At 75.4% G+C, this 24,996-nt stretch carries 24 protein-coding genes; 14 read left to right on the forward strand and 10 right to left on the reverse strand.

Translation table 11 applies throughout. The annotated features are described in order from the left end of the window. Together AB0H57_RS01585 and AB0H57_RS01590 are read left to right on the forward strand one after the other, a co-directional pair. The coding region (locus AB0H57_RS01585; protein WP_357501514.1) for a trypsin-like peptidase domain-containing protein at positions 1 to 1,051 on the forward strand (1,051 nt) is incomplete at its 5' end. A 120-nt stretch (positions 1,052 to 1,171) separates the two neighbouring features. After that, positions 1,172 to 2,131 carry a hypothetical protein gene (locus tag AB0H57_RS01590; RefSeq protein WP_357501515.1) on the forward strand — a complete coding sequence of 320 codons (960 nt, stop codon included), beginning with the start codon at positions 1,172 to 1,174 and terminating at the stop codon, positions 2,129 to 2,131. A gap of 96 nt (positions 2,132 to 2,227) precedes the next feature. Here AB0H57_RS01590 and AB0H57_RS01595 read toward each other — a convergent pair whose 3' ends face one another. Further along, positions 2,228 to 2,800, reverse strand: a complete 573-nt coding sequence (locus AB0H57_RS01595; protein ID WP_357501516.1) for a DUF3000 domain-containing protein — start codon at positions 2,798 to 2,800, stop codon at positions 2,228 to 2,230. Between the two features lie 165 nt (positions 2,801 to 2,965). Between AB0H57_RS01595 and hemE the strand changes: the two genes are divergently transcribed. Genes hemE through hemQ form a run of 3 tightly spaced genes read left to right on the forward strand, consistent with a single transcriptional unit; the run spans position 2,966 to position 6,152 of the window. Then, entirely contained in the window at positions 2,966 to 4,042 is a 1,077-nt protein-coding gene (gene hemE / locus AB0H57_RS01600) for a uroporphyrinogen decarboxylase (protein WP_357501517.1), read from the forward strand. 2 nt (positions 4,043 to 4,044) lie between these two features. Further along, entirely contained in the window at positions 4,045 to 5,454 is a 1,410-nt protein-coding gene (gene hemG, locus AB0H57_RS01605; RefSeq protein ID WP_357501518.1) for a protoporphyrinogen oxidase, read from the forward strand. Next, positions 5,451 to 6,152: a hydrogen peroxide-dependent heme synthase gene (gene hemQ / locus AB0H57_RS01610; protein ID WP_357501519.1), complete on the forward strand. Its 702-nt coding sequence runs from the start codon at positions 5,451 to 5,453 to the stop codon at positions 6,150 to 6,152. Before hemG ends, hemQ begins: the two co-directional genes overlap by 4 nt. Before the next feature lie 70 nt (positions 6,153 to 6,222). On the opposite strand, the gene AB0H57_RS01615 is transcribed toward hemQ, so the two are convergent. From AB0H57_RS01615 to AB0H57_RS01625, 3 genes are all read right to left on the reverse strand, one after another. Further along, on the reverse strand, positions 6,223 to 8,595 hold the full coding sequence (locus tag AB0H57_RS01615) for an N-acetylmuramoyl-L-alanine amidase (RefSeq protein ID WP_357501520.1): 2,373 nt from the start codon (positions 8,593 to 8,595) through the stop codon (positions 6,223 to 6,225). A 75-nt stretch (positions 8,596 to 8,670) separates the two neighbouring features. After that, positions 8,671 to 9,120 (reverse strand): GNAT family N-acetyltransferase, encoded by a 450-nt coding sequence (locus AB0H57_RS01620; RefSeq protein WP_357501714.1) that lies wholly within the window; start codon positions 9,118 to 9,120, stop codon positions 8,671 to 8,673. Between the two features lie 58 nt (positions 9,121 to 9,178). After that, positions 9,179 to 9,439, reverse strand: a complete 261-nt coding sequence (locus AB0H57_RS01625) for a Prokaryotic metallothionein (protein ID WP_357501521.1) — start codon at positions 9,437 to 9,439, stop codon at positions 9,179 to 9,181. A gap of 156 nt (positions 9,440 to 9,595) precedes the next feature. Between AB0H57_RS01625 and AB0H57_RS01630 the strand changes: the two genes are divergently transcribed. Next, positions 9,596 to 9,871, forward strand: coding sequence for an isoamylase early set domain-containing protein (locus tag AB0H57_RS01630; RefSeq protein ID WP_357501522.1), 276 nt, complete (start codon positions 9,596 to 9,598; stop codon positions 9,869 to 9,871). A 29-nt stretch (positions 9,872 to 9,900) separates the two neighbouring features. Here AB0H57_RS01630 and msrB read toward each other — a convergent pair whose 3' ends face one another. Continuing rightward, the gene (msrB, locus tag AB0H57_RS01635; protein WP_357501523.1) at positions 9,901 to 10,311 is read right to left on the reverse strand and encodes a peptide-methionine (R)-S-oxide reductase MsrB; all 411 of its coding nucleotides are present in this window, start codon (positions 10,309 to 10,311) and stop codon (positions 9,901 to 9,903) included. 47 nt (positions 10,312 to 10,358) lie between these two features. Here msrB and ligD point away from each other — a divergent pair, with 47 nt between their 5' ends. Beyond that, positions 10,359 to 11,384, forward strand: coding sequence for a non-homologous end-joining DNA ligase (gene ligD, locus AB0H57_RS01640; RefSeq protein ID WP_357501524.1), 1,026 nt, complete (start codon positions 10,359 to 10,361; stop codon positions 11,382 to 11,384). A gap of 21 nt (positions 11,385 to 11,405) precedes the next feature. Here the strand turns inward: ligD and AB0H57_RS01645 are convergent, their stop codons facing one another. Further along, positions 11,406 to 11,567: a hypothetical protein gene (locus AB0H57_RS01645; protein ID WP_357501525.1), complete on the reverse strand. Its 162-nt coding sequence runs from the start codon at positions 11,565 to 11,567 to the stop codon at positions 11,406 to 11,408. 170 nt (positions 11,568 to 11,737) lie between these two features. On the opposite strand from AB0H57_RS01645, the gene AB0H57_RS01650 reads away from it, so the two are divergent. The 4 genes from AB0H57_RS01650 (at position 11,738) to AB0H57_RS01665 (ending at position 19,395) form a co-directional block, all read left to right on the forward strand. Further along, positions 11,738 to 14,926, forward strand: a complete 3,189-nt coding sequence (locus AB0H57_RS01650; RefSeq protein ID WP_357501526.1) for an FtsX-like permease family protein — start codon at positions 11,738 to 11,740, stop codon at positions 14,924 to 14,926. A gap of 61 nt (positions 14,927 to 14,987) precedes the next feature. Further along, positions 14,988 to 17,690 carry an FtsX-like permease family protein gene (locus tag AB0H57_RS01655; protein WP_357501527.1) on the forward strand — a complete coding sequence of 901 codons (2,703 nt, stop codon included), beginning with the start codon at positions 14,988 to 14,990 and terminating at the stop codon, positions 17,688 to 17,690. Next, the gene (locus AB0H57_RS01660) at positions 17,687 to 18,679 is read left to right on the forward strand and encodes an ABC transporter ATP-binding protein (RefSeq protein ID WP_357501528.1); all 993 of its coding nucleotides are present in this window, start codon (positions 17,687 to 17,689) and stop codon (positions 18,677 to 18,679) included. Before AB0H57_RS01655 ends, AB0H57_RS01660 begins: the two co-directional genes overlap by 4 nt. Continuing rightward, on the forward strand, positions 18,676 to 19,395 hold the full coding sequence (locus AB0H57_RS01665) for an ABC transporter ATP-binding protein (protein ID WP_357501529.1): 720 nt from the start codon (positions 18,676 to 18,678) through the stop codon (positions 19,393 to 19,395). The genes AB0H57_RS01660 and AB0H57_RS01665 overlap by 4 nt, the downstream gene beginning before the upstream one ends. Before the next feature lie 31 nt (positions 19,396 to 19,426). Here the strand turns inward: AB0H57_RS01665 and AB0H57_RS01670 are convergent, their stop codons facing one another. From AB0H57_RS01670 to AB0H57_RS01685, 4 genes are all read right to left on the reverse strand, one after another. Continuing rightward, positions 19,427 to 19,990 (reverse strand): hypothetical protein, encoded by a 564-nt coding sequence (locus tag AB0H57_RS01670; RefSeq protein WP_357501530.1) that lies wholly within the window; start codon positions 19,988 to 19,990, stop codon positions 19,427 to 19,429. Between the two features lie 113 nt (positions 19,991 to 20,103). Then, on the reverse strand, positions 20,104 to 20,556 hold the full coding sequence (locus AB0H57_RS01675; RefSeq protein WP_357501531.1) for a GNAT family N-acetyltransferase: 453 nt from the start codon (positions 20,554 to 20,556) through the stop codon (positions 20,104 to 20,106). Between the two features lie 79 nt (positions 20,557 to 20,635). Continuing rightward, on the reverse strand, positions 20,636 to 22,198 hold the full coding sequence (locus AB0H57_RS01680; RefSeq protein WP_357501715.1) for an alpha/beta hydrolase: 1,563 nt from the start codon (positions 22,196 to 22,198) through the stop codon (positions 20,636 to 20,638). Positions 22,199 to 22,253: 55 nt separating this feature from the next. Further along, positions 22,254 to 23,369, reverse strand: coding sequence for an ATP-dependent DNA ligase (locus AB0H57_RS01685; protein WP_357501532.1), 1,116 nt, complete (start codon positions 23,367 to 23,369; stop codon positions 22,254 to 22,256). Positions 23,370 to 23,505: 136 nt separating this feature from the next. On the opposite strand from AB0H57_RS01685, the gene AB0H57_RS01690 reads away from it, so the two are divergent. The 3 genes from AB0H57_RS01690 to AB0H57_RS01700 all read left to right on the forward strand — a co-directional run bounded on the left by AB0H57_RS01690 (position 23,506) and on the right by AB0H57_RS01700 (position 24,957). Next, positions 23,506 to 23,733, forward strand: a complete 228-nt coding sequence (locus tag AB0H57_RS01690) for a hypothetical protein (RefSeq protein ID WP_357501533.1) — start codon at positions 23,506 to 23,508, stop codon at positions 23,731 to 23,733. 163 nt (positions 23,734 to 23,896) lie between these two features. Continuing rightward, positions 23,897 to 24,319 (forward strand): SRPBCC family protein, encoded by a 423-nt coding sequence (locus tag AB0H57_RS01695; protein WP_357501534.1) that lies wholly within the window; start codon positions 23,897 to 23,899, stop codon positions 24,317 to 24,319. Between the two features lie 137 nt (positions 24,320 to 24,456). After that, positions 24,457 to 24,957, forward strand: a complete 501-nt coding sequence (locus AB0H57_RS01700) for a DUF1990 domain-containing protein (protein WP_357501535.1) — start codon at positions 24,457 to 24,459, stop codon at positions 24,955 to 24,957. Positions 24,958 to 24,996 lie beyond the last annotated feature (39 nt).

Here is a 24,996-nt window from a genome sequence, read left to right on the forward strand (position 1 = left end):
TACCGGAGCAGCCACCGGCCCCGGCCGGTCCGGCAGCCGGATGCCCGGGCAGCCGACCGCGGGGTTCGCGTACCCGGAGCAGTCGACCCCCCGGTCCGCTGGGCAGCCCGTCCCCGGGGCCGCGTACCCGCAGCAGCCGACCGCCGGGTTCGCGTACCCGGGGCGGCCGGTCTCCGGGTCCGGCCCGGTGGCCACCGCGCACCCGGGGCAGCCGGCCGGCGCCGACCTGTCGGGGCAGCCGGCGTATCCGGTCCGGTCCGCCGACCCGACCGCCCGGCGGCGCCGGTGGCCGGTGGTGGCGCTGGCCTTGGCGGGCCTGCTGGCGGCGGTCGCCGGTGCGCAGGCGTACCAGATCCACCGGCTGGACGACCGGCTCACCGCCACCGATCGGCGGCTGGCCGATGCGCAGGGCGCGACCGGGACCCGGTTGGACGGCCTGGAGCAGCGGGCGGAAGCCCTGGAGAAGCAGGCCGGGGCCGCCTTCAACCCGGAGGCGGTGGCCAGTGCGGTGCTGCCCAGCGTGTTCCGGGTCCGCGCCGGCAACTTCACCGGCACGGCGTTCGCGGTCGGCAAGCCCCCGGCCGGGGGAGGCACCACCCTGCTGACGAACTTCCACGTGGTCGAGTCGGTCCACGGCGGCGGCGGCCGGAAGGTCTTCCTGGAGCGCACCGACCAGCGGTTCGAGGCCACCATCGTCCGTGTCGACCGGGACAAGGACCTCGCCCAGTTGCGGACCACCGCCCGGTTCAAGCCGCTGGTCGCGGCCGCCAAGCCGGTCCGCTCCGGGCAGCAGATCATCGTCGTCGGCGCCCCGCTGGGCCTGCAGGACACGGTCACCACGGGTGTGGTGAGCGCCTTCCGCAAGGACGAGGGCGACGCCGGCCCGGTCATCCAGTTCGACGCCTCGATCAACCCCGGCAACTCGGGCGGGCCGGTGATCAGCGGCAACAAGGAGGTCGTCGGCGTCGCGACCGCCAAGGCCCGCAACGCCGAGGGAATCGGCCTCGCGGTCCCCATCAGGACCGCCTGCGACACCTTCGCACTCTGCTGACCGGCTCCTACCGCCGGTCGCTCTCGAACCGCAACGCGCAGCGGCGTGCCCCGACCACGCCGATCCGCAGACCCGAACGCCTCGGGTCCACCCACGGGGACCAGAAACCTGGAGGAAGACATGTCCCAGCCACCGAACGGCGCGGGCCGCTATCCGGCCCAGCCGCCGGGCGGCACCGTGTACGGCAGCCCGTACGGGGGCGCCCAGCCGCCGTCCCCGCAACCCGGGGGCCCCGAGCCGCCGTCCGCGCAGTACGAGCCGGCCCAGCCGCCGTCCGCGCAGTACGAGCCGGCCCAGCCGCCGTCCGCGCAGTACGGGAGCGCGCAGCCGGTGTCCCCGCAGTACGAGCCGGCCCAGCCGCCGCTCCCGCAGTACGGGGGCGGCCAGCCGCCGTTCCCGCAGTACCGGCCGGCCCAGCCGGAACCCACGCTGGCCCAGCGCGGCGTGCCGCAGCCCGCGCCGCCGGTTCCCGGTCGGTACGCCCCGACTGCCGCCCCCACGCCCGGCTATCCGCAGCCGATGTCGGCGCCGCCCGGCTTCGGCCCCGGCTACGGCCCCGAGCCGATGTCGGTCCCGCCCGGCTTCGGCCCCGAGCCGATGTCGGCCCCGCCCGGCTTCGGCCCCGAGCCGATGTCGGCGCCGCCCGGCTCGCCGTACGGGCCGCCGGCCCCGGGCCCCGGCAAGAGCCGCACCGCCCTGATCCTCGCCGTCGTCGCCGGGCTGCTCTTCGTCCTCGGCGGCGTGATGACCGGCCTCTACGTCACCACGAACGGGAAGCTGGATCGGGCTGAGCAGCAGGTGAGCCAGCAGGAGGGCACCATCGGTGCCAACCAGCGGGAGATCGACAAGCAGAAGGCCGACCTCCAGTCGCTGCGGGACAAGCTGGCCGACACGCAGCAGGACCTGACCGGCACCAAGAACGACCGGGACGAGCAGGCCCGGCAGAAGAAGATCATCGCCACCTGTCTGGACAAGCTGACCACGGCTCTCGGGGCGGCGTCGCGGGGCGACCGGGCCGCCTTCGACGCGGCGAGCAAGGGCCTGAACAAGGTCTGTGACGAGGCGGACAACTACCTCTGAGCACCCACGGTACGGGCCGCGCCGGTCACCGGTGCGGCCCGTACGCGTTCCGCTGGCCGGCGACCGGCGTGCCGGTGCGGTCGCGGGCTCAGCCTGTCAGGCCGCGCCCGCCGGGCGGCGGTCCGGCAGCGCCGTCACCCCGGGCGGCGGCAGCCCGGCGGTGGAGGCCAGCAACGCGCACCAGGCGAGCAGGTGCGGGGTCAGGTCGCCGCCGAGCGGCGTCCAGGAGGCGCGGATCTCGATGTCGCCGGCCGCGGGCGGCCCGGCCAGGTCGCCGAACCGGGTCGACATGGTCTGCGTCACGGTGCCGCCGATCGCCCGGTAGCTCGCCTCCTGCGCCTCCAGCGCGTCGGTCAGCCAGGTCCAGCCGACCCCGGGCAGCAGCGGATCCGCGGCCAGGTCGGCCTCCAGGTCGGCGGTCACGTACGTGACCAGCCGCAGGGTGCCCTGCCAGGCCTCGTGCCCGGCCGGGTCGTGCAGCAGGATCAGCCGCCCGGTGGCGACCTCGTCGCCGTCCCGGTGCACCCCGGCGGAGAGCGCGAAAGCGTATGGCGCGAGCCGCTGCGGCGCGCCGACCTCCTCGAGGGTGATCTCGGGCCGGGGGGTGGCCGACCGCAGCCCGGTGACCGCGTGGGCGAACGTCTCCGGGAGCGCGATCGGGGGGGCCATGCCGGCAGCCTATGCCCGGATCGCCCCGGCGGGCGCGACGGCACGCCGACGGCCGGCCCCGGCGGTCCGCCCCGCCGGACGCGGACCCGGGTGTTGACCGGGGCCCCTGCTCTACCGAATGCGTTAACAGGGGGCCCCTCCTTGCACCTCAGGGGGCGTGGCACGATGACCGCGATGAGCACCTACACCACGGGCGCCGCCGCCCACGACTCGGCCTTCGTCCGGGCCTGCCGGCGTCAGCCGGTCCCGCACACTCCGGTCTGGTTCATGCGCCAGGCCGGCCGGTCGCTGCCGGAATACCGCGAGATCCGCGCGAACGTGGCGATGCTGGACTCCTGCCGCCGCCCCGAGCTGGTCACCGAGATCACCCTCCAGCCGGTCCGCCGGCACGGGGTGGACGCCGCGATCCTGTTCAGCGACATCGTCGTCCCGGTCGCCGCCGCCGGCGTGGACCTGGACATCGTGCCCGGCACCGGGCCGGTGGTCGCCGAGCCGGTGCGTACCGCCGCCGACGTGGAGCGGATCCAGCCGATCGGCCGCGACGACGTCCCGTACGTGGACGAGGCGGTCCGGCTGCTCGTCGCCGAGCTCGGCGACACCCCGCTGATCGGCTTCGCCGGCGCCCCGTTCACCCTGGCCAGCTACCTGGTCGAGGGCGGCCCGTCGCGGACCCACGCGAAGACCAAGGCGATGATGCACGGCGACCCGGAGCTGTGGCACGCGCTCTGCGGCCGGCTCGCCGACGTGACGCTGGAGTTCCTCCGGGTGCAGGTCGCCGCCGGGGTGTCCGCGGTGCAGCTGTTCGACTCGTGGGCCGGCGCGCTCTCCGAGGCCGACTACCGCCGCTTCGTCATGCCGCACTCGGCAAGGGTGCTGGCGGGCCTGGTCGACGCGGGCGTGCCGCGGATCCACTTCGGGGTGGGCACCGGCGAGCTGCTGGCCGCGATGGGCGAGGCCGGGGCGGACGTGGTGGGCGTGGACTGGCGTACCCCGCTGGACGTCGCGACCCGCCGGATCGGCCCGGACAAGGCCGTGCAGGGCAACCTCGACCCGACCCTGCTGTTCGCCCCCTGGCCGGTGGTCGAGGCGGAGGTGCGGCGGATCCTCGCCGAGGGCCGGGCCGCCCCCGGGCACGTGTTCAACCTCGGCCACGGCGTGCTGCCGGAGACCGACCCGGAGGTGCTGACCCGGGTGGTCGCGCTGGTCCACGAGGTCTCCGCCCGCCCGGCGGAGCGGGGCTGACCATGGCCCGGCCGTGGCGCATCGCGATCATCGGCGGCGGGATCACCGGGCTGGCCGCCGCGGTCCGGTTGCGCGACGCCGCCCCCGCCGGCACCGAGATCACCGTGTACGAGGGCTCCAGCGCGCTCGGGGGCAAGCTGCGCACCGGCGAGCTGGCCGGCCGGCGGGTCGAGTTCGGCGCGGAGTCGTTCCTGATGCGCGACCCGGCCGGCGGCGAGTCCGCCGCGGTGGCCCTGGCCCGCCGGCTCGGCCTGGCGGAACAGATCGTGCACCCCACCGTCGGGCAGGCCGCCCTCGCGGTCGACGGCGAGCTGCGCCCGGTCCCCGGCGGCACCCTGGTCGGCGTACCCGGGGATCTGGAGAAGGTGGCCGCGGTGGCGGCGCCGGCGGCGGACGCCGACCGCGACGCCGGCCGGCCGCTGCTCGGCGCGGACCAGGATGTGGCGGTCGGCGCGCTGGTTCGGGCCCGCCTGGGGGACCAGGTGGTGGACCGGCTGGTCGACCCGATGCTCGGCGGCGTGTACGCCGGCCGGGCCGACGACCTGTCGCTGGCCACCACCATGCCGGCCCTGGCCCGGGCGGCCCGGGTGGAGCACACCCTGGTCGGCGCGGTCCGCGCCGCGCAGGCCGCCGCCCCCCGTACGCCCGGCGCGCCGGTCTTCGGCACCCTGGCCGGCGGCCTGAGCACCCTGGTCGAGGCGGCGGCCCGGGCCGGGGGCGCGACCATCCGCACCGGGGCGACCGTGCGGGAGCTGACCCCGACCGGCGGCGGCTGGCGGCTGACCGTCGGCCCCACCCGTGACCCGGAGTTGGTCGAGGCGGACGCGGTGCTGCTGGCCGTGCCGGCCCGGCCGGCCGCCCGGCTGCTCGCCGACGCGGCCCCCGCGGTGGCCGCCGGGATCGGCGGGCTCGACTACGCCAGCGTCGCGCTGGTCACCCTGGCCCTGCCCGCGCCGCGACTGCCCCGGCTCTCCGGCTTCCTGGTGCCGGCCACCGCAGGGCTGCTGATCAAGGCGTCGACGTTCTTCACCACCAAGTGGGGGCACCTGACCCAGCCGGACGGGTTGGCCCTGGTCCGCGCCTCCGTCGGCCGGTACGGCGAGGAGACCGCGCTCCAGCTCGCCGACGACGACCTGCTGGCGGCCGTGCACAAGGAGCTGTCCGGGGTGCTCGGCGTGCCGCTGCCCGCCCCGCTCGCCGGCCACGTGCAGCGCTGGGGCGGGGCGCTGCCCCAGTACGCCCCCGGTCACCTGGACCGGGTGGCGGCGGCCCGGGCGGCGCTGCGCGCGGCGCACCCCACGCTGGTCCTGGCCGGCGCCGGCTACGACGGCGTCGGCATCCCGGTCTGCGTCCGCTCCGGCGCGACGGCGGCCGACGAGATCATCGAAGCACTGGGAGGATCGGGGAGATGACCGAGCAGACCAACGCGGCCCGGCTGCGGGAGCTGAACGCCAGCGTCCGCTACACCATGTGGTCGGTGTACCGGGCGAGTGGACCGCTGCCGTCCCTGCGGGACAACGTCGTCGGCGAGGTCGAGTCGCTCTTCGAGGAGCTGGCCGGCAAGGACGTCACCGTCCGCGGCACGTACGACGTGTCCGGGCTGCGCGCCGACGCGGACGTGCTGATCTGGTGGCACTCCTCCTCCAGCGACGCGCTCCAGGACGCGTACCTGCGGTTCCGGCGCACCACGCTGGGCCGGGCGCTCACCCCGGTCTGGTCGCAGATGGCGCTGCACCGGCCGGCCGAGTTCAACAAGAGCCACATCCCGGCGTTCCTGGCCGGCGAGGAGCCGCGCCGCTACCTCTGCGTCTACCCGTTCGTCCGCTCATACGAGTGGTACCTGCTGCCCGACGCGGAGCGGCGGGAGCTGCTGGCCGAGCACGGCCGGCTGGCCCGCGGCTACCCGGACGTCCGCGCCAACACCGTCGCCTCGTTCGCCCTCGGCGACTACGAGTGGATGCTCGCCTTCGAGGCCGACGAGCTGCACCGCATCGTCGACCTGATGCGGGACCTGCGCGCCTCCGGCGCCCGCCGGCACGTGCGCGAGGAAGTCCCCTTCTACACCGGGCGCCGCCGCTCGATCGCCGACATCGTCAGCTGCCTGGTCTGACCGCCGGGCAGCACGAACGAACCGGGCCCCGGAGGAGTTCCTCCGGGGCCCGACTCGGGTGTTCAGCGGATCACTTGACGACGGCGAACCCGTCCACGGTGACGGCCGGGCGGCCGGCGGTGCCGACCACCACCACCTCGATGGTGTGGCTGCCGCTGGCGGTCCAGCTCTTCGTCCACACCGCCTGCCGGTACGGGGTGTTCGCGGCGTACAGGTCGACGGTGCCGGCCTTCACCCCGTCGAGGTAGATGTCCGCCTGCCCGGACTGCGGCGAGCGGGCGGCGACGAGGGCGACCGAACGGCCGGTGAAGGTCCACTTCAGCGACGAGCCCTTGGTCGACGAGGTGGTCGCCAGCTTGCCCAGGTGGGAAACGCTGCTGACGTCCTTCCAGGTGCCCTTGCGGGTGGCCGACCGCTCGGAGGTCAGCCCGGCCGTACGGGTGCTGGCGGCGGTCTGCGGGTTCCCCGCCCAGTCGGCGGCCTTCACCTGCCAGGTGGTGGCGGTGTTGTGCGCCGCCGTCCGGGCCCAGCTCCCGTTCGGCGTGTACTGCATCTCGGCCGGGGAGTTGAGGATCTGCACGAACCGTACGGAGGTGTTGTCCGTCGCCTTCGCGGTGACGGTCACCGGCATGGTGGCGGTGGTGCTCAGCGTGCCGGTGCGCAGCGCCACCTCCGGGTTCTGGGTGAAGGTCGGCGCGACGGCGTCGCCGTACAGTTGCAGGGCGGGCGTGGTGGTGAGGTGCCCGAGGACGTGCACGCCGCGTACCTGAAGGGTGTGCGGCCCGGGGGTGACGCGGGCGCTGCCGCTGCGGGCGGTGCCCGGAGTGGTCCCGGCGACCTGGCCGTCGAGCAGCACCTCGAACCGCTCGATCAGCGGCGACGGCGTGGTCACCCCCCAGTTCACCGTGACCGTCGGGTGCCGGGTGAAGTAGGTGCCGCCGGTCAGCGAGGCGTTCAGGCCGGTCACCTTGAGGCCCATGATCCGGGCTGCCTTGTTGCGGATGGTGGGCAGCTGGTTGTAGAGGCTGTCGCCCGGGCACACGGTGGCGTCGCCGTCGCGGTGGCCGGGGATGCGGTGCAGGGTGACCGACGTGCCCACCTGCGGGAACTTCTTGTTCGCCACGACGGTGGTGGTGGTGAAGGTCCCGGCCGGGTCGTAGCCGTACGGGCCGAGCTTGTACGCGGCGACGTGCGCGATCGCGTTCTGCACGGTCTCTGAGACGCCGGCGGTGGTGAAGGTGCCGATCACCGCGATGGATGAGTAGTTCGTGTTGAAGCCGAGGGTCTGCGCGCCGACGACCGGCTTGTCGATGCCGCCCTTGCGTCCCTCGTAGACGGTGCCGCACTTGTCGATCAGGAAGTTGTACCCGATGTCGTTGTAGCCGTCGCTCTTCACGTCGGTGGCGAAGATGCTGCGCACGATGGCGGCCGAGTCAGCGCAGTTGTAGTCGTTGCCGGTCGCCGTGTGGTGCACCCAGAACCCCCGGACCTCGGTGCCGTACTCCGGCGGGTCCTTGACCAGCGTCTCGTCGGCCCCCCACTGCGCCCGGGTGAGCAGCGTCGGGGTCGGGACGGTGCTGGCCGCGGTGGTGCCGGCCGAGGCGGCCGTGGCGGTCGCCCGGGGCAGCGGCTTGGTGCTGGTGGTGGGCGCCGGCGCCGTGGTCGTGGTGGTGGGGGCCGGGGCGGGCGCGGTGGCGGTCGGCTCGGGTGCCGGCGCGGTGGCGGTCGGGGCCGGCTCGGCGGTCGCGGTGGGGGCCGGGTCGGTGGGGTCCGGCTCGGCGGGCGTCGGATCGGTGGTGGGCGTCTCGGTGGGGTCCGGGTCGGCGGTCGGCTCCAGCGCCCGCACCTGCGCCACCGGCTGCAACCGCGGCGCCCGGCGCTCGCCGGTGCCGGCCGCGTGCTTGCGCACCCGGGCCTGCTCGCCGGGGTCGATCAGGTCCAGCCGCAGGCCCTCGGGCAGCTTGTGGCTGACCTTGCCGGACGCGGCCTCGACCCGCACCTCGACCCCGTCCGAGGGGCCGACCCAGAGCGAATTAGTGCCGCCCCGCAGCCTGCCGGGCACGTCCTCGGGGCTGCCCGGATCCACCCCGCTGGGCTCGTCGACGGTGAGCTGCTTCCAACCCGACCAGGAACCGGTCTTGACCGCGCGGGTCCGGACGGAGACGGTGCCGTTCAGCTCGACCCTCGGGTTCTTCCAGGTCAACCCGAGCATGCTGAACCGGTCGGTGCGCCGCTGCGCGATGACCGCCTCGGTCGGCTTGTCCGCCGGCAGGTCGACGGTGTGCAGGGCGGTGGTCACCGGGCCGCTGGCCAGCTCCCACTGGCCCGCTTCGTCGTTGGCGTCCGGGCCGGTGGCGATCACGGTGGCGGTCACCGCGACGGCGGTGGCCACCACACCGGCGGCTATCGCCGCCGTCCGGCCGTTCCAGCTGATCCCCGTCAATCTCACTGCGTAGTCCCTCCGCATGACGTCATCGGGGATTCAAGCGGTCCCCGGCGGGGAGACGTTACACCGAGATCATCTGCCGATGCGTCGATGCATCGGGGTGTGCGGGATGCCGTCCTCGACGTACTCCGGGCCGCTGACGGCGAAACCGTGCCGGGCGTAGAAGCCGACCAGGTAGGACTGTGCCTCCAGGACGCAGGGCCGGTCACCGACCACCCGCAGCGCCCCGGCCATCAGCCGGCCGGCGTGCCCGCCGCGCCGGGCGGCGGGCGCGACCACCACCCGGCCGATCCGGGCCACGCCGCCGGGATCGGCGAGGATCCTCAGGTACGCCAGCGGCCCGCGCTCCCCGGGCAGCCAGAGATGGCGGGTGCCGGGGTCGACGTCCCGCCCGTCGAGTTCCGGGTACGGGCAGGACTGCTCGACGACGAATACGTCGATGCGCAGCTTCAGCAGGTCGTGGAAGGTGCGGACGTCCAACTCGTCGAACGCCGCGACCCGGACCTCGGAACTCGTCGACAGCACCCCGCCGATGCTACGACCCACCCCGGCGCCCGCCCAGGGACGGGCGCCGGTGGCGTCAGGAGGGACGGGCGCCGACGGCGTCGCGGATCTGGGCGCCGTCGCCGCTCACGGTGCTGCGGGCGCAGTGGCCGCAGCAGAAGAACCGGCCGTTCACCTCCACGCCGTGACCGACGATCTTGACTTGGCAGTGCTCGCAGATCGGCGCGAGCTTGTGCGCGGCGCACTCGAACGAGTCGAAGGTGTGCACGTCACCGCTGACCGTGCGGACCTCGAACGTCATCCAGTAGTCGTTACCGCAGACTTCACAGGTTGCCATCTGAAACCCCCCGAAAACGGACCCGTCACCCCAGGGTCGAGGAGCGGACACGTCGCGGCAACCGGAACCGGCGAATCTGGTCGGACTCGACGGCGAGTCGCCCCCGGCGTGTCGCGCGTTAGCCCTGGTGACCGCCCTCGTACCCCGGAGGACCACGTGATCAAGCGGAACAAGCTCTTCGGCAGTCAGACCCGGGTCACCTTCTGCCTGCCCCGGGACACCCCGCCCGGCACGGTCAGCGTGGTGGGCTGCTTCAACGGCTGGGAGCCCGGCCGGCACGAGTTGGTCGCCCGGCGGGACGGCACCCGCACCGTCACCGTCCGGCTCGGGCCGGGCGACTACCGCTTCCGCTACCTGGCCACCGGCGGCGTCTGGCTCGACGACGAGTCCGCCGACGAGGTGGACGACCAGGGCAGCCGCCTGCGGCTCTGACCGCTCACCCGCCGCCGGCCGCCCACCGGTCAGGCCTCGCGCGGCTCCAGCCGGATCGAGATCGAGTTGACGCAGTGCCGGGTGTCCTTGGGGGTGAAGCCCTCGCCGGAGAAGACGTGCCCCAGGTGGCTGTCGCAGCGGGCGCAGCGGATCTCCGTACGCCGCGTGCCGAGGGTGTCGTCGGGGATCTCCTTGACCGCGCCGGGGATGGCGTCGTCGAAGCTCGGCCAGCCGCAGTGCGAGTCGAACTTGGCGTCGCTGCGGAACAGCTCCGCCCCGCACGCCCGGCAGTGGTAGACGCCCGGCGTCTTGGTGTCGACGTACTCGCCGGTCCACGGGCGCTCGGTGCCCGCCTGCCGCAGCACCCGGAACTCCTCGGGACTCAGTCGCACCCGCCACTCGTCCTCGGTGGTGGGCAGTTCGCTCTCGGAAAGACTCACCGGTCAACGGTACGTCGGACGTCGGTGCCATCGCATATGGTCGCGCAATGGGTGGCACGAAAGCCGCAGCCGAGCAGATCGAGGTGGCCGGGCAGACCGTACGGTTGAGCAGCCCGGACCGGGTGATCTTCCCGCAGCGCGGCTTCACCAAGGCGGACGTCTTCCACTACTACCTGGCGGTCGGCGACGGGATCATGCGGGCGCTGCGGGACCGCCCGACCACGCTGCAACGCTTCCCCGACGGCATCGAGGGGGAGATGTTCTTCCAGAAGCGGGTGCCGACCCGTGGCGTGCCGCCCTGGGTGCGCACGGCGACGATCAGCTTCCCCAGTGGCCGCAACGCCGACGAGCTCTGCCCGGCCGACCTGGCGCACGTCGCCTGGGCGGCGCAGATGGGCACCGTCGTGTTCCACCCCTGGCCGGTCCGCGCCGGCCACGTCGACCACCCGGACGAGCTGCGGGTGGATCTCGACCCGCAGCCCGGCACCGACTTCGCCGACGCGGCCACCGCCGCCGGGGAGCTGCGCGCCCTCCTCGACGAGCTGGGCGTGCCCGGCTGGCCGAAGACCTCCGGCGGCCGGGGCGTGCACGTCTATCTGCGGATCCAGCCTCGCTGGACGTTCGTCGAGGTGCGCCGGGCGACCATCGCGCTGGCCCGGGAGCTGGAACGCCGCCGGCCCGACCTGGTCACCACCGCCTGGTGGAAGGAGGAGCGCGGCGAGCGGGTCTTCGTGGACTACAACCAGATGGCCCGGGACCGCACCATCGCCTGCGCGTACTCGCTGCGGGCGAATGGCCGGGCCACCGTCTCCACCCCGGTCGGCTGGGACGAGCTGGCCGACGTCGACCCGGACGACTTCGACCTGCGTACGGTGCCGGCCCGGCTGGCCGAGCGAGGCGACCCGCACGCCGGCATCGACGACGCGGGGTGGGACATCAGCCCCCTGCTGGAGTGGGCCGACCGGGACGCCGCCGCCGGCCAGGGCGACCTGCCGTACCCACCGGACCACCCGAAGATGCCCGGCGAGCCGAAGCGCGTCCAACCCTCCCGAGACCGCGACCGCCCCCGCTGAGGTGCAAGGCGGGGCCCCCGCTCAACGCTTCCGGTAGAGGAAGGCCCCGTCGTCGCGCCGAGCCGTCCACGCCACGAACCGGTCGAACAACTCCGCCGGGGACGGCCCGGGGTTGGCATTCAGCCCGAGCAGGTCCCCGGCCGCGTCGAAGAGGCAACCGGCCAGGTAGACGCTGAGTCCCACCCGGTCCCGCCGGTACGAACTGGCTACGGACTGAGCAAGGGCCCCGGAACCCCCGGGGCCCTCGTCGTTTGCCCCGCACCGGGTAACGATCACGTAACGGGCGCGAACCTTTCCCGGCCCCTGACACCTTTCTCTCGGCGTCGGCCCACCCGGGCCCGGGGAGGCGTCGGATGAAGTTGGTGTGGAGGCGGGCCCGCGCGGCACGCGGTCTGCTGGTCGCCGCGACGGTTGCGGCCCTGGTGTCGGTGGCACTGGTCACCGGGTTGTCCGACTACAACCGCCGCGCGGTCGAGGCGGGTCAGCTCAGCGTGCTGGCCGCGTCGCCGGCGGAGGAGCGCAGCCTGCTGCTCGGCGGCGCCGGCGGCCGGGACCAGGCCGAGTTCACCGCGCGCGACCGGGCCGTACGCGACTGGTTCGCCCGGGGTGTGGGCGGCGTGCCGGCCGCCGTGGCCGGCTCCCGGGGCGGCACGGGCCGGGAGCTGACCGGCGACCTGGGCACCGTGGCGCGGCAGGACGACGATCCGGTCTTCGCCAACCTCGCCCTGCTGGACGACCTGCCCGGGCACGCCGAGCTCACCGCCGGGACCTGGCCGGTGGACGGGGCGACGCCGACGCAGGTGACCGTGCCGGAGCGGGTCGCCGCGACCCTGGGGCTGACCGTCGGCGAGCGGGTTCCGCTGCGCGACCGCAGCACCGAGAAGGCCAGCGAGGTGGTGGTCGCCGGCACCTGGCGGCCCCGCGACCCGGCCTCGCCCTACTGGAGGCTGGCCCCGGGTGTGACCGCCGCCGTTGGCAACGACACCTCGTACGGGCCGTTCGCGCTCACCCCGGCCGACTTCGCGCGTACCTTCCCGGGGCCCACGTCGGCGTCCTGGGTGGTCACCCCCGACCTGGGCCGCGCCGATCCGGCCCGGCTCGACGGGATACGCCGGGCGGTGGCGGCGGCCGGCGCTGAGCTGCCCACCGCCACCGGGCTGGGTTCCTCGGCGCAGCTCGTCACCAGCATGGACCAGTTGCTCGACCGCCTCGGCCGGGCCGACCTGGTGGGCCGGTCCGCGCTGCTCACCCCGCTGCTGCTGATCCTGGTGCTCGGCGGCTACGCGCTGCTCCTGGTCGCCGCGCTCCTGCACGAGGACCGCCGGGACCAGAACGCCCTGCTGCGCGCCCGGGGCGCGGCCCGCGGCCAGCTCGCCGGCCTGGCCGCCCGGGAGGCCACCCTGGTCGTGCTGCCCGCGGTGCTGCTCGCCCCATTCTTCGCCGGCGAGGTGCTGCGCTGGGTACGCCCCGCCGGTGGCGGGATGCTCCTGCCCGCCGGCAGCGCCGCCCTGATCTGGGCGGTCACCCTGGCCACCGCCCTCGGATGCCTGGTGGCCATGGTGGTGCCGACCCTGCGGACCGCCCGGACCTACGTGGCGGAGATGTCCGCCCGGTCCCGGCCGGACCGCTCCGCCCTGGTGCAGCGGGCCGGGATCGACCTCGCCCTGGTCGGGCTCGCCGTGCTGGCCTGGACGCAGCTGCGCGGCTACGCCGGCCCGCTGGCCGGCACCGGCGGCGGGCTCGGCGTGGACCCGCTGCTCGTCGCCGCGCCCACCATCGGGGTGCTGGCCGGCGCGGTGGTGGCGTTGCGGATGCTGCCCCCGGCCACCCGGTTCGCCGAGCGGTTCGTCGACCGGCGGCCCTGGACCGCCACCATGTTCGGGATGTGGCAGGCGGGGCGCCGCCCGCACGCCGGGCCGGTGCTGCTGCTCGCCCTCGCCGTGGGCAGCAGCACCCTCGCCTGGTCGCTGGTCACCACCGGCGAACGGTCCCACGTCGACCAGGCCGACCACACCGTCGGCGCCGACCTGCGGGTGACCGAGCGCAACGGTGCCGCGCCGATCGGGCGCGTCGGTGAGCTGCGGTCCCTGGAGGGCATCCGGGAGGCGCTGCCGGCCTGGCGGGACGAGGTGCGGCTCGGCCCGAACGACCTGTCCACCACGGTGGTCGCCCTCGACGCGGCCCACGCCGCCGGCCTGGTCCGGCTGGACGAGCGGCTCGCCGACGAACCGGTCCCGGCGCTCTGGCAGCGGCTGACCCGGGCCCGCGGAGCGCCCGCCGGGGTCGACCTGCCGCCGGGCGCCCGGCGGCTCACCGGCACCCTCCGCACCCCGGTCGACTTCGCGGTCCGCCCGCACCCGGTGCGGGTGGCGGCCCTGGTGACCAGCCCGGCCGGGCTCGCGTACCGGGTGGCGCTGCCGGACGGGCACTCCTCCGGCCGCCCCGTGCCGTTCACCATCGACCTGCCCGACGTCGGCTCCGGCGTGCTGCGGCTCGCCGGGTTCGAGGCCGACGCCGGGGATTCGCTCGGCAGCACGTACCACCTGCGGCTCGGCGACATGAAGGTCGTCGGCGCCGACGGCGCGGCGCGGCCGGTGGACCTCGGCGGGCAGTGGGCCAGGATCTCCGCCCCCGGCACCGGGGCAGGGCGGATCGAGCCGGGCGTCGGAGGGCTGGCCGCCCAGCAGCAGGTGGGCTTCCTGCCCGGCGGACAGTTCGCGTACCAGCGGCCCACCCGGTTCGTCGTCGTACCCGGCGGGGAGAACCCGCCGGTGCCGGCGCTGATCACCCCGCAGGTGCGCGACGGACTGAGCCTGCGCGTCGGGGACACCCTGGACGTCGCCCTGTCCGGCGCGACCGTGCAGGTGCAGGTGGCCGGCGAGATCGAGGCGGTGCCGACCGCGGCCGGCGCGGGCATCCTGCTGGACCTGCCGGCCGCCGTGGACTGGCTGATCCGGGCCCGCGGCGACGTACGCCAGATCCCGGAATGGTGGCTCGCGACGGCTCCCGACGGCCAGGCCGCTGCGGCCACGGCGGCGGCGGAGCTGCCCGGCGTGACGGTGGCGGACCGGCAGGCGGTGGCCGAGGCGGCGGCCCGCGACCCGTACTGGCTGGGGGCGCGCACCGGCCTGCTGGCCGCGGCGCTCGGCTCGATCCTGCTGGCCCTGGTCGGACTGGGGGTCGACGTGTGGGCCACCGCCCGCCGCCGGCTCGGCGAGTACGCGGTGTTGAACACCCTGGGCGCGGCGCCCCGGCTGCTGGCCCGGGCGCTCCTGGCCGAGCAGGCGTTCCTGGCCGGCATCGGGGTGGGCGTCGGGCTGCTGCTCGGCACCGGCGTGGGCGCGACCATGGCGCCGCTGCTGATCCTGACGCCGGCCGCCGGGCGGCCGGTGCCCGAGGCGGCCTTCGCGCTGCCCTGGGCGCCGATCGGCGCCACCGCGCTCGGGCTGCTGCTGACCGCGCTGGCGTTCAGCGCGGCCATCGCGCTCGGCATCCGGCAGCGGGTGGCCGCGGCACAACTGCGGATCGGGGGAGACCAGTGAGGGGACGAATGGGCACGGGCGGTCGGGCCGGACGCGACGGCGAGCCGGGCGGGGTGGCGTGATGGGACTGTTCGCGGTGCTGCGCCGGGTCCGTGCCTTCGGCGGGCACTTCCTGCTCCTGGCGGTGCTCGCCCTGGTCACCGCGTTCCTGGTCAGCGGAATGCCCCGGACGGGCAACCGGCTGGCCCAGGACGGGCTGGACCACTACCTGGCCGGGCAGCCCGCCGCCCAGCGGGACCTGACGTATCTGGGCCTCGCGATCTCCGCCGCGGACGGCGAGTCGATGACGCAGCTGCGCGCAACGCGGCTGGACGAGCTGCCCGAGAAGATGCCGGCGGAGCTCCGCCAGGCCATCGCGCAGCGCTGGTACCAGGCGGACACGGCACCCGGCGAGCTGAAGGGGCCGGATCTGGCCGCGCGCAACCTCAAGGTCGAACTCACCCTGCGGTTCATGCCCGGCGCCGAGGAGGCCATCGATCTCATCGACGGGCGGTGGCCGGCCGCCAGCCAGCCGAAGGACCGCCCGATCGAGGTGGCGCTGGCGACGGACACTGCCGGCAAACTGAACCTGCGGGTGGGCAGCCGACTGCTGCTCAACCGGATCGGCCCGGAACCGGACCCGAATCCGTCGCCCGTGGTGGTGGTCGGACTGTTCCGGCCCCGTGACCCGGCCGACGGAGCGTGGGACGGCCTGCCGCAGGTGCTGAAGGTGTCCGAGCCGCAGGGCGAGTCGGGGCCGTTCGGTCTGGTCGGGCTCACCGCCACCGGCCCGGTGGACCGGCTGGTCGCCGCGGGCTGGGACGGCCAGTTCAGCTGGCGGTACCGGGTCGGGGCCGACCGGATCGACGTGCGGGAGCTGCACGACATGGTGGCCGCCGTGCGGCAGGTGCAGCGCAACCCGCCGCCGCGCACCGACTTCAGGCAGGGCCTGGAGGACCTGCTGACCCGCTTCGGCGGCACCGTCGACGCCGCCCGTACGCTGCTCGCGATCATCTCCGCCGGGGTGCTGGCCACCCTCGGCGGCCTGGTCGCGCTCGCCGCGGGGCTGGCCGCCCGGCGCCGGCAGGGCGAGTTCGCGCTGATCCGCGCCCGCGGCGGCGGGCGGGCCACCGGCCCGGCCCGCAGCCTCGCCGAGGCGTTGCTGGTGGTGCCACCGGCCGCGGTGGCCGGCTGGTGGCTGGGCGCGCTGGTGCCCGGCGCGCCGGGCGACTCGGTGAGGCTGGCCCTGGCCGTCGGTGTGGCGATCACCCTCGCGCTGCCGGTCGCCGCCCTGGTCGCGGCGGGCGGGGACGGCCGGCGGGACCTGGTGCGGCTGCGCCCGTCCACCCGCCGGCTGACCCTGGAGGTGTCCCTGCTCGCCCTGGCGGTGCTGGCCGTCGTGCTGCTGCGCCGACGCGGACTGACGCTGGGAACGGTCGATCCGCTGCTGGTGACGGTGCCGGTGCTGCTGGCCGTGGCCGCGGCGGTGATCGCGCTGCGCCTCTACCCGTGGCCGCTGCGGCTGGTCAGCCGGATCGCCGCCCGCGCCCGGGGCACGGTGGCGTTCCTGGGCACGGCCAGCGCCGGCCGGTCCGGGGTGGCGACGCCGCTGGTCGTGGTGGTGGTGGCGATCGCCACCGCGGCGTTCTGCGGAGTGGTCGCCGCCGGCATCGAGGCCGGCCGGGACCGGGCGGTCACCCGGACGGTGCCCGCCGACGCGGCGATCCTCGGTACCCGGCTCGCCCCGGACACGGCGGCGGCGCTGGAGCGGGCGGCCGGCGTGCGCGCGGTGACCCCGCTGGCGCTCGGCGCCGGGCAACGGCTCGCCATCGACGTCGAGGGCACCGACGCCCGGCTCGGCGACGTCACGGTGCTGGTGCTCGACGGCGCGGGCTTCGCCGCGGTGGCGGACGCCGCCGGCGTGCAGGTGCCGGTGCCGGACGCGCTGCGGGCCCCGGCGGGTGCCGGACCGCTGCCGGCGGTGGTCTCCCCGCAGCTCGCGGCGGAGCTCGCCGACGCCGGGCTGGACACCAGCGCGTTCGTCCCCGTGCAGGGACGGCGGCAGCCGTTCCGGGTGGCCGCCACCGTGGCGGACTTCCCGCTGGTCGACACCGGCCGCTACCTGGTCCTGCCCTGGTCGGCGCTGCCCGCCGCGCAGCGGGACGCCGTGGTGCCGACCGGCTTCCTGGTGGCCGGGGACGACCTGGACGGGCCGGAGCTGGCCCGGATCGGCAACGAGGGCCAGCGGCGCTACCAGACCAGCGGCGCGGTCACCAGCAACCGCACGCCGCTGGACGTGCAGGTGCGGACCTGGGCCGCGCAGCGGGCCGAGTTGGGCGCCGGCGGAGCCAACGGCCTGTTGGCCTTCGGTTTCGTCGCGGGCACCGTCGGCGGGACCGTGCTCGGCCTGCTCGCCATCGCCTTCACCGTGCTGGCCGGCGCGCGTACCCGCGGCCAGGTGCTGTCCCGGCTGCGCACCCTCGGCCTGTCCCGCCGGCAGGGCCGGGGGCTGCTCCTGGTGGAGCTGGCGCCGCTGGTGACGGTCGCGGTGCTGACCGGCGCGATCACCGGCGCGCTGCTGCCGCTGCTGCTCACGCCGCTGCTGGGGCTGTCCGCGTTCACCGGCGGCGTGCCGGTGCGGGCGGCGTTCGAACCCGGGCTGGTGGCCGGCGCGGTGCTGCTCGCCGTGGTCGCCCTGGCCTTCGCCGTCGCGGTCGAGGCCGTCAACAACCGCCGGCAGCGCCTCGGGGAGGCGCTGCGGCTCGGAGAGGAGAGCGGAGAATGACAGTCACCGCCGAGGCGGCCGGCGTTCCCGACCTGGCCGCCCTGCAACAGCGGGCCGCCCAGCGGGCCGCGGAACGGGCCGGCGGCCAGGACCGGCTGCGCGGGCACATCGTCTGCGACGGCCTGGTCCGCATCTTCAAGACCGAGGGGGTGGAGGTCTTCGCCCTCCAGGGGCTCGACCTGGTCATCGACCGGGGTGAGCTGGTGGCGATCGTCGGCGCCTCCGGGTCCGGCAAGTCGACCCTGCTGAACATCCTCTCCGGCCTGGACACCCCCACCGCCGGCATCGCCCGGGTGGCCGAGTACGACCTGCTGTCGCTGTCGGCCCGCAAGCGGCTCGCCTACCGGCGGGAGGTGGTCGGCTTCGTCTGGCAGCAGACCGGCCGCAACCTGCTGCCGTACCTGACCGCGCTGGAGAACGTGGAGCTGCCGATGAAGCTGGCCCGGCGCGGCGGCGGCGGGCGGGCCCGCCGCAAGCGCGCCCGCGAGCTGCTCGACCTGGTGGGCGTGGGCCACTGCGCCGACCGCCGGCCAGCCCAGCTCAGCGGCGGCGAGCAGCAGCGCTGCGCGGTGGCCGTGGCGGTCGCCAACGACCCGGAGGTGCTCTTCGCCGACGAGCCGACCGGCGAGCTGGACGAGGCCACCGGCGCCGAGGTCTTCGCCGCGCTGCGCACCATCAACGCCGAACTCGGCGTCACCATCGTGGTGGTCACCCACGACCACACCGTGGCCAGCCAGGTCCGGCGGACCGTCGCGATCCGCGACGGACGCACCGCCTCGGAAGTACGCCGGACCGCGCGCGTCGGCGCGGACGGCAGCACCGAGCTGGTCAGCGAGGAGTACGCGGTGCTCGACCGGACCGGGCGGATGCAACTGCCCGCGCCCTTCGTCGAGGCGCTGTCGTTGCGGGACCGGGTCCGGCTGAACCTGGAACCGGATCACGTCGAGGTCCGGCCGGGCGACCGGCGCGAACAGGGGAACGAGGAATGAGCGAGCAGGTGGCGGTGCGGGACACCCACGCCGCGGTGACCGACGACGTGGTCCAGGTCGAGCGGGTGAACCGTACCTTCGGCCGGGGCGAGCACGCGGTGCACGCGGTGCGGGACGTCTCGCTGACCGCCCGGCGGGGCGAGCTGGTGGTGGTGCGTGGCCGGTCCGGGGCCGGCAAGACCACCCTGCTCAACCTGGTCGGCGGGCTGGACCGGCCGGACTCCGGTCAGGTGCGGGTGGCCGGGCGCGACGTCAGCGGCGCCCCGGAGCGGGAGCTGCTGGAGCTGCGCCGGGGCACCATCGGCTTCGTGTTCCAGACCTTCGGCCTGGTGCCGATCCTGTCGGCGGCGGAGAACGTGGGCGTGCCGCTGCGACTGGCCTGGGTGCCGGCGGCGGAACGCGAGGAGCGGGTGGCCGTGCTGCTGGAACTGGTGGGCCTGGGCGGGCAGGCGCAGCAGCGGCCGTACGAGCTCTCCGGCGGTCAGCAGCAGCGGGTGGCGGTGGCCCGGGCGCTGGCCAACGAACCGGACCTGCTGATCGCCGACGAGCCCACCGGCCAGCTCGACTCGGAGACCGGCCGGTCCATCATGGACCTGCTGCGGGCCGTGGTGCACGCCCGGGGGATGACCGCCCTGGTGGCCACCCACGACCCGGCGCTGATCGAACTGGCCGACCGTACCCTCACCCTCCGCGACGGCCGCCTCGCCGACGACTGACAGAGCCGACCGGACCGCGCCGACGCCGACGTCACGGTCGGCGCGGTGTGGCCGGCCGTGCCGGGTGGGTGGGGCGGTGGCGGTGGTGGTAGCTGCCCGCGAGGACCAGCAGGAGGGGACCCCAGAGCAGCAGCGGGGCGTAGCAGACCACCAGCAGCGCGAAGCCGGCGGGTGGGAAGCCCAGGTCGTTGCCGTTGACGGCGACGCCCCAGGCGGCGTACCCCCAGATCAGGGTGAGCGCGACGGCGCCCGCGGTGGCGGCGGTGACCGCGAACCACGGCGGCACCCGCCGGCCGCCGACCAGCGGCAGCCGGCGGGGGAGCACCTCGCCCCACGGCCGGACCAGGCCGAGCGAGAGCAGGGCGAGCGCCTCCGACACCAGGCTGAGCGCCACGATGTAGAGGCTCTCGCCGAGGCCGGGGCGGACCGGGACGCCGTGCAGCGTGGCGCCGATCGGCACGCCGGTGACCAGGGCGATCCGCCACAGGCCGGACGGCAGGACGACCAGCGGGATCAGGTGGGCGACGCGGACCGCCCAGCGGGGCGCGAGCCGGACGTCGCGGCGGGGGACGGCCGGCGCGGCGGCTACGGACATGACAACCTCCTCGGTGACCCGTCCAGCCTGGCCGGCGGCGCGACCCCGGCCCTCCCGGCCGCCGGGGAACCGGCTCCCCGGCGCGGGGGAGCGGCGGCCCGGCGGGGCCACCGTCAGAGCGCCAGCTTCATCCCCTCGTGGCTGGCCACGAAGCCGAGGTCGCGGTAGAAGCGGTGCGCGTCGGCGCGGGTCTTGTCGGTGGTGAGCTGCACCAGCCCGCAGCCGCGCTGCCGCGCCTCGGCGACGGCCCAGGCCATCATCCGCCGGCCCAGGCCCTGGCCGCGCAGGTCCGAGCGGACCCGCACCGACTCGATCAGGGAACGTTCGGCGCCGTGCCGGCCCAACCCCGGGATGTACGTGATCTGCATGCACCCGATCAGCTCCCCGCCCCGGTCGGCGACGATCAGGTGGTTCCGGGCGTCGGCGGTGATGTCCGCGAAGGCCCGCTCGTACGCCTCGTCGACCTCGGTGAAGTCGCGGGCCTTGCCCAGCATGTCGTCGGCGAGCAGGGCCACGACGGCGGGCAGGTCGGCCCGGACCGCCTCGCGCAGGGTCACATCGGTCATGGCGGCAGCCTGGCACAACGACGTGCGGCGATGCGCCGGGCCCGCCGCCGCTCGGGGTCGCCGGCCCGCCGCCGCTGCGCTATCGCGCCGGGCAGCGCAGCCCGTCGCGCGGCACGGTCAACGAGACCAGGTAGGCGTCGACCGCCTCGGTGATGCAGCTGGTCTGCGGGTACGCGGTGTGCCCCTCGCCCTCCCAGGTGAGCACCCGTCCCACCCCGAGCATCGAGGCCAGCGCCGGGGTCTGCTCGTACGGGGTGGCCGGGTCGCCGGTGGTGCCCACCACCACGATCGGTGGCGCGCCGACCGCCTTGCCCGTCGGGTACGGGTCGCGCTGGCCCGGCCACTCGGCGCAGCCCAGCATCCCCACCGCGAGCGCGGGCCCGAACAGCGGGTATTTCGCGCGCCACTGCGACTGCAACTGGCGGATCCGCTCCAGGGTGGGCTTCTCGGTCTCGTCGGCGCAGTTCACCGCGAGGTTGGCGTCGAACAGGTTGGAGTAGTGGCCGTCGGAGTCCCGCCCCGCGTACGCGTCGGCGAGCTTGAACACGTCGGCCGGGTCGCCGGCCGCCAGCTTGTCGATGGCCCGGGCCAGCTCCTGCCACCCCGACTCGGTGTAGAGGGAGGAGATCACCGCGTAGAACACCCAGCCGGAGGTGGCCTGCCGGCCGTCGGCGCCCCGGACCGGGGAGACCTTCGCCTTGTCGATGGCCGTGGTGACCGCGGCCCGGGCGTCGGGCGCGATCGGGCAGCGACCGGCGTTCGCCGCGCACCACCGGTCGAAGTTGTCGAACGCCCGCTCGAAGCCCCGGGCCTGGCTCTCCGAGCCGGCGATCAGCTTCTGCTGCGGGTCCACCGCGCCGTCGAGCACCAGCGCCCGCACCCGGTCCGGGTAGAGCTGGGCGTAGGTGGCGCCGAGCAGCGTGCCGTAGGAGTAGCCGAGGTAGGTGAGCTTCTCGTCGCCCACGGCGGCGCGGACCGCGTCCATGTCCCGGGCGGCCTGCTCGGTGCCGTAGAGCGGGAGCTGGTCGCCGTACTTGTCGCCGCAGCCCTTGCCGATCCGGCGGTTCAGCCCGACGAACCCGTCGAAGGACGCCTGGCCCTGCGGGTCGGGGTCGTAGCCGAAGCTGGCGTCCAGATCGGCGTCGGAGATGCACTTCACCGGGCTGGACCGGGACACGCCGCGGGGGTCGAAGCCGACGATGTCGAACCGGTCGGTCACCGAGGCGGGCAGCCCACCGAACGTGGGACCGAAGGAGAGGTAGACCGCCGTGTCCACCCCGGAACCGCCCGGCCCACCGGGGTTGATGACCAGCGAGCCGAGCCGGTCCCGCTGCTTCGACGACCGGGCCCGCAGCAGGGCGATCTCGAACGTCTCCCCGGAACCGGGGCCGCTGGTGGCGGCGGTGCCGGCGCCCCAGTTGCGGGGCACGGCGATCTTCGCGCACTCGTAGCGCATGCCGGGCGCGCCACGGCCGACCAGCTCGTCGGGGATCTCCGGGCAGGGTCGCCAGGTCGGCGCGTTGCCCGGCGCGGCCACCCCGCCCGCACCCTCCGTGCGTGGCGCGAACGCCGGCAGGGTGCAACCGGCGGCGACCAGCGCCGCCGCGGCCAACCCGGCCACGATGAGCCGGGCCCGGCGGATCCGGTCGGGGAAGCGCGTCACGTCTCGACCTCCGGTGATCGTTTCGACGGCCAGGCTACGCCCGGCCGCCCGGCCCGGGCTCGACGGTGGCCGCCGGGTCGCCACGCAGGACCTGGTCCACGTCGTAGCGGATCGGGCGGTCGAGCTGGTCGTAGCCGCAGGAGCGGGGATCGCGGTCCGGCCGCCAGCGGACGAACTGCGCCGTGTGCCGCAGCCGGTCGCCCTCCATCGCGTCGTAGCCGACCTCGGCCACCAGCTCCGGTCGCAGCGGCTCCCACTCCAGGTTCTTTCCCCCGGTCCACCGGCTGACCCCGCCCGGGATGCGCTGGCCGCGCTCGTGGTCGCCGTGCACCCAGGGGTGCTCGGCGCCGACCTCCCGGTACGGCTCCAGCTCGGTCAGCAGCTCCTGCCGGCGGGCCGCGGTGAACGACGAGCTGACCCCGATGTGGTGCAGCACCCCGGCGTCGTCGTAGAGGCCGAGCAGCAGCGAGCCGACCACCGGCCCGGACTTGTGCCAGCGGAAGCCGGCCACCACCACGTCGGCGGTGCGGGCGTGCTTGACCTTGAACATCAGCCGCTTGCCCGGCTCGTACGGCAGGTCGGCCGGCTTGGCGATCAACCCGTCCAGCCCGGCCCCCTCGAACACGTCGAACCAGCGGCGGGCCGTCTCCGGGTCGGTGGTGACCTGGGTGACGTGCACGGGCGGGCGGACCTTGGCCAGCGCCGCCTCCAGCCGGGCCCGGCGCTGCGGGTAGGGCTGGTCGAGCAGCAGCTCGTCGTCCAGCGCGAGCAGGTCGAAGGCGACGAAGTCGGCCGGGGTGGTCTCGGCGAGCAGCTTCACCCGGGAGGCGGCCGGGTGGATCCGCTGGGCGAGCAGCTCGAAGTCGAGCCGGGGCTGGCCGTCGGGGCCGTCCCGCCGGATCACGATCAGCTCGCCGTCGACCGCGCATCTGGGCGGGAGCTGCCGGCGCGCCTGCTCGACCACCTCCGGGAAGTAACGGGTCATCGTCTTGCCGCCCCGGCTGGCCAGCTCGACCTCGTCCCCGTCGCGGAAGATGATGCAGCGGAAACCGTCCCACTTCGGCTCGTACGTCATGCCGTCGGCGGTGGGCAGGCGGGGCACGCTCTTGGCCAGCATCGGCTCGATCGGCGGAGTGATCGGCAGGTCCACGGCGACCAGTCAATCAGACGGCACCGACAGTCGTGAGGCACATCACCCGCCGGGCGTGGGTGGCGTGTCCCGGCGCGTACCCCGCGTCCCCCGGGACCGGATCGCGTCTGCGCAGCTCAGAGCTACCGTCGCCGACGTGCGGGAGTGGTACTGCGAATGCTGCGGGCGGTGGCGGGTCAGCATCGAGCTGATCCGGGGCCGGCACCGGTACCGGCTCGCCCACCGCTACCGGCCCGAGCACGGCGGCGGCTGGAACGTGCTCGGTGAGGTCGCCGTCGTGGCCGAGCTGGCGGACCTGCTCCACCGGCACGCCGGGCCCGACCTGGCCGACCTGCGCGAGGCCGAGCTGCCCGAGGCCGGCTGACCGGTTCGCCGGCGGAAGGCCGCCCACGGGGCGCCACCCGCCGGCGCCGCCGGGCCCGCGCCGGATCGACCGGCGGCGGTACGCTCACCTGCCGGCGTCGCACGGCGTGCTGCGGCGAGCCCGCCCGGGCACCGGTTCTCCGGCTCGGTGAGGGAGGATCCGCATGCGCTTCGAGGCGACGACCGAGGTGGCCGCGCCGCAGGAGTCCATCTGGGCGGTGACGGTCGACGTCGAGCGGTGGCCCGAGTGGACGGCGTCGGTGCGCCGCGCCGAGCGGCTGGACTCCGGCCCGTTCGCCGTCGGCTCCGCCGCCCGGGTCGAACAGCCCCGGCTGCGCCCGGCGGTCTGGCGGGTCACCGAGCTGGCCGCGCCGACGTACTTCCGGTGGGTCTCCGGCAGCCCCGGTGTCCGCACGGTGGCCGAGCACCGGTTGGTGCCGCTGCCGGACGGCCGGGTCCGGGTGCTGCTCTCCGTGGCGCAGACCGGCCCGCTGGCCCCACTGGTCGGCCGGCTCGGCGGCAACCTGGTCCGCCGTTACCTGCGGACGGAGGCCGACGGCCTCAAGCGCCGCTGCGAGCAGGACTGACCGCCGGCTCCTCCAGCACCGTCAGGCGAATCGTTCCGGGGGTCACCGCAGCTCAGCGCACTGTGATCCGGCGTCGCCGGGCGGCCCGGCCACCGCGCCCGTACGCTGGCGCTGTCCCGATCCGGAAGGCGGCCGTCGTGTCCGAGCTGACGTACCCGCAGGTCGGGGCGACCCGGCACGGGCCGCTGCCGGCCGGCTACCACCACCTGCGGCACCGGGTCCGGCTGCCGGACGGCTGCTTCGCCGCCGCGGCGCGGGCGGTGCTGACCTGGCGGCTGCACCGGGCGGCCGGGGTGGCGATGCGCACCGCGGCGCCCCGGGCCGAGGTGGGCGTCCGGGTCGCCCCCGGCCTGGGGGTCGGCCCGCTGCGGCTGTGGGGACCGACCGAGGTGGTCTGGGTGGCGGACGAGCCGGGCTGGGCCGGCTTCGGCTACGGCACCCTGCCCGGGCACCCGGAGATCGGCGAGGAGGCGTTCCTGGTCCGCCGCGACGGCGACGCGGTCGTGTTCGAGGTGGTGGCGTTCAGCCGCCCGGCGCACTGGTACGTCCGCGCCGCCGGCCCGGCCACCCGGGCCTTCCAGCGGGCGTACGCCTGGTGGCTGGGGCGGACGCTGCGCCGGCTCTGCGCGGCCGGCTGACCGGGCGGGGGCCGGTCGGCAGCCGGCGGGCCGGTCGGC

This window comes from Micromonospora sp. NPDC050686, assembly GCF_040654475.1.
Lineage (GTDB): Bacteria > Actinomycetota > Actinomycetes > Mycobacteriales > Micromonosporaceae > Micromonospora.

Excerpts from the sequence above, each read along its gene's own strand:
- AB0H57_RS01590 (WP_357501515.1), top strand. The coding sequence starts at position 1,172 with ATGTCCCAGCCACCGAACGGCGCGGGCCGCTATCCGGCCCAGCCGCCG.
- AB0H57_RS01595 (WP_357501516.1), bottom strand. The coding sequence starts at position 2,800 with ATGGCCCCCCCGATCGCGCTCCCGGAGACGTTCGCCCACGCGGTCACC.
- hemE (WP_357501517.1), top strand. The coding sequence starts at position 2,966 with ATGACCGCGATGAGCACCTACACCACGGGCGCCGCCGCCCACGACTCG.
- hemG (WP_357501518.1), top strand. The coding sequence starts at position 4,045 with ATGGCCCGGCCGTGGCGCATCGCGATCATCGGCGGCGGGATCACCGGG.
- hemQ (WP_357501519.1), top strand. The coding sequence starts at position 5,451 with ATGACCGAGCAGACCAACGCGGCCCGGCTGCGGGAGCTGAACGCCAGC.
- AB0H57_RS01625 (WP_357501521.1), bottom strand. The coding sequence starts at position 9,439 with ATGGCAACCTGTGAAGTCTGCGGTAACGACTACTGGATGACGTTCGAG.
- ligD (WP_357501524.1), top strand. The coding sequence starts at position 10,359 with ATGGGTGGCACGAAAGCCGCAGCCGAGCAGATCGAGGTGGCCGGGCAG.
- AB0H57_RS01650 (WP_357501526.1), top strand. The coding sequence starts at position 11,738 with ATGAAGTTGGTGTGGAGGCGGGCCCGCGCGGCACGCGGTCTGCTGGTC.
- AB0H57_RS01655 (WP_357501527.1), top strand. The coding sequence starts at position 14,988 with ATGGGACTGTTCGCGGTGCTGCGCCGGGTCCGTGCCTTCGGCGGGCAC.
- AB0H57_RS01660 (WP_357501528.1), top strand. The coding sequence starts at position 17,687 with ATGACAGTCACCGCCGAGGCGGCCGGCGTTCCCGACCTGGCCGCCCTG.
- AB0H57_RS01665 (WP_357501529.1), top strand. The coding sequence starts at position 18,676 with ATGAGCGAGCAGGTGGCGGTGCGGGACACCCACGCCGCGGTGACCGAC.
- AB0H57_RS01670 (WP_357501530.1), bottom strand. The coding sequence starts at position 19,990 with ATGTCCGTAGCCGCCGCGCCGGCCGTCCCCCGCCGCGACGTCCGGCTC.
- AB0H57_RS01675 (WP_357501531.1), bottom strand. The coding sequence starts at position 20,556 with ATGACCGATGTGACCCTGCGCGAGGCGGTCCGGGCCGACCTGCCCGCC.
- AB0H57_RS01695 (WP_357501534.1), top strand. The coding sequence starts at position 23,897 with ATGCGCTTCGAGGCGACGACCGAGGTGGCCGCGCCGCAGGAGTCCATC.